Below are 2,570 nucleotides of genomic sequence, written 5' to 3'. Positions count from 1 at the left end.
ATTAACAAGACATTTAACCATTTCATATTTATATGGTGTAAATTCATCTTGTTATAGATAAATTCGGGGTGTGCCTAATGAGTATTGGTATTATTGTAATGGGTCTTTTAATTGGATTTTTGGTGGGCCTGACCGGTGTTGGAGGTGCCGCGTTATTGACACCTGTATTAATCCTGTTAGGTATAAATCCGGCCATTGCTGTAGGAACCGATCTTGTATATAATTCCATTACCAAGCTGTTCGGTTCGATCCAGCATTGGAGGCAAAAGACGATTAACCTCCAGCTTGTGAAATACTTGGCTATAGGCAGTATTCCTAGCGCCATTGCCGCCGTTTCAATACTCCATCTTTTTGATTCTTTTTTTCACAATCAAGAGCTTGTGATTAAACATGCACTCGGCTATGTTTTAATATTAGTAGCCATAACCACACTCATAAAAACCTTTGCAAAGGATAGATTTGAATTGAATTCATTTCAAATGAAACCTATTCGTGAAAAAAGGTTTTTAACCATTGGTATTGGTGCTATTTTAGGATTTATCGTTGGGCTGACTTCTATTGGCTCAGGATCATTATTCGCTTTAGCCATGCTGTATCTTTATAAAATGAGACCCTCTGAGCTAGTCGGAACGGATATCGCGCATGCCTTTTTATTAGTCACAGCTGCAGGGATCATGCATGCAGGCATTGGCAATGTCGATTATCTTCTAGTGTTTAACCTTTTGCTGGGTTCGATACCGGGTGTCATTTTAGGCAGCACCTTATCAGCCAAATTCCCTTCAAAACCCCTTCGGACGATTATGGCCGTAATCATTTTAATTAGTGGATTTAAACTTATTTAACCTTGAAACAAAAAAACACGGGGAAATTTCCGTGTTTTTTTCCATGCCCTTCCCTCCGAATTTAAAAACATGTCCTTTTATCGAAAAATCAACATATAATGGGGTAGAAATAGATGGATACAGGAGGATTTCATGTTTACCATTATTGAAAAGGCCGTATTGGGCATGGCATTCTTAAGAATTATCTCAGGATGCATTGAGGTAAGTGCTGCTATTTTAATGATCAAGTTTAATTCCGTTGAAAAAGCACTTATAGTTAATAGTTCGCTTGCATTAGTCGGACCTCTCATTTTGATTTTAACGACAACAATCGGTACTTTGAGCATTGTTGAAAAAATATCTTATCTAAAGATGCTTTGGATTTTCCTGGGTGTCAGTTTCATATTAATAGGCGTAAAGTCATAGAGTCTTTTCTTTCACATCCGTAAATGGTATGATACTTTTCGAGATTACTATTTTACAAGGATGGATAAGATGTACAAGCTGCTTAATATTGCCCTTATTTCCACTTTAGTGCTTTCAGGCTGCAGCCTATCAAAGGCAGACGCAAAGACGTCCAGAGCAGAAGAACCGGTTAAACATACAGAGATATCTAAAGAACCTAAGACTAAAGAACCCAAGTCTAATCAGCCAGAAGTGAACAAAATGACAATCTTCCAGCCAAAAGCTGGCATCTCAGTCAGCCACTTCGCCTATGAATCTGCAAATGCGATGATATCTACAATAGATAGAACAGTAGAGGTATCAGAGATCAACTACCATATTTGGCGTACAGCCGACGGTTCTGCAAGTATGAAATCCTTTATTTCTAATCAAAAAGAAAATAATTTTTCGTATTTATTTAATACGAAGGAATTTTCAGGAAAGCGCGGCGAGTACCAGGTAGAGGCATATGGAATTCTCCCAAATGGTACTGAAGAGCTGCTGGCAAAATCGTCCTTAACATTTCAACAATATGTACCAATTCTGATGTATCACGCGATTGATGATTATAAAGGCGAAGGACTAAAAGAGTTATTTGTCACTCCAGCAAATTTCGAGGCTCAAATGCGTTATTTAAAGGATAACGGCTACACCCTTCTCACCTTTGAACGCTGGGATGAAATAAATAAGGTAAATAAACCGATACTCGTTACTTTCGATGATGGCATGAAAAATAATTTAAATGCTTTTCATATCTTACAAGAATTGAAAGATGACAAGTTCCAGCCCGTCGCCACAGAATATGTGATCGCCGGCTATATCGACAGCGGGGATTATCGCTTATCCTCAGCAGATATAAAGGAAATGGTGAATTCAGGAATATTCTCTGTTCAATCCCATACGATGTCCCATGCGGATCTTCCGAAAATTACAAATTATGAGGAAGAGCTTAACGCTTCAAAGGAAAAGATCGAACAAATCACGGGCAAACCGGTCATTGCCATCGCATATCCATATGGACATTTTAATGATCAAGTTGTAGCGGAAACGAAGAAATATTATCAATTTGCCACTACCACAAAGCCAGGGCAATTTATTGAGAAGGGTACACCAGATGATATGTTGGTCATGCACCGCGTTCGCATCTCTTACTCTACAACTATTAACCAATTCGCTGCATTAGTTGCACCAAAATAGGAAGCTGGAAAGCTTCCCCAGGCTGTCGAAAAACTTTCGGCAGCCTTTTCTTTTATTCATTTACTTTAATAGTATAGGTTTTTAAAGTGGTCTGTTGATTTGCGCTCC

The 2,570-nt window shown here is 38.5% G+C and carries 3 protein-coding genes; all 3 read left to right on the top strand.

Annotated features, from left to right (window positions below; genetic code table 11):
* The first annotated feature begins 77 nt into the window (after positions 1 to 77).
* Positions 78 to 842, top strand: a complete 765-nt coding sequence (locus V7161_RS10915) for a sulfite exporter TauE/SafE family protein (protein WP_335445062.1) — start codon at positions 78 to 80, stop codon at positions 840 to 842.
* Positions 843 to 974: 132 nt separating this feature from the next.
* Positions 975 to 1,247: a YqhV family protein gene (locus V7161_RS10910; protein WP_335445061.1), complete on the top strand. Its 273-nt coding sequence runs from the start codon at positions 975 to 977 to the stop codon at positions 1,245 to 1,247.
* Positions 1,248 to 1,316: 69 nt separating this feature from the next.
* Positions 1,317 to 2,462 carry a polysaccharide deacetylase family protein gene (locus V7161_RS10905; RefSeq protein WP_335445060.1) on the top strand — a complete coding sequence of 382 codons (1,146 nt, stop codon included), beginning with the start codon at positions 1,317 to 1,319 and terminating at the stop codon, positions 2,460 to 2,462.
* Positions 2,463 to 2,570: the final 108 nt, after the last annotated feature.

The organism is Neobacillus drentensis (assembly GCF_036965425.1).
Classification (GTDB): domain Bacteria; phylum Bacillota; class Bacilli; order Bacillales; family Cytobacillaceae; genus Neobacillus; species Neobacillus drentensis_F.
This window is presented reverse-complemented; position numbering and strand designations above follow the sequence as displayed.